Source organism: Bacillus sp. SIMBA_031, from assembly GCF_046535225.1.
Classification (GTDB): Bacteria; Bacillota; Bacilli; order Bacillales; family Bacillaceae; genus Bacillus; species Bacillus velezensis.
The window spans coordinates 1-232 of the sequence record NZ_JAWRXC010000735.1; the positions used below are offsets into that span (position 1 = coordinate 1).

At 44.8% G+C, this 232-nt stretch carries 1 pseudogene; it reads left to right on the top strand.

Going from position 1 to position 232, the window contains the following annotated elements:
• Positions 1 to 232 (top strand): annotated as a pseudogene (locus SB724_RS22020) (hypothetical protein); the annotation flags it as partial.

Consider the following 232-nt stretch of genomic DNA (forward strand, 5'->3'; position numbering starts at 1 on the left):
GGTAAAAAAACTTACCCGACGACCTGTAAAAGCAACTGCTACCCAACTAGCCCTAAATTACAATGCGAAAAAGACAGCGAAAACTGCCAATTTATTGGTGAGCAACAGCCTATGAGTTTAAACACAGGCTTTAGCTTACGCTGGCTGGGACATGCTGGGTTTATGATCCGCACGCCTAACGGACAGCAAGTGTTACTTGATCCTGTAAAAGAGCAGTTTGACTCACCTGTAG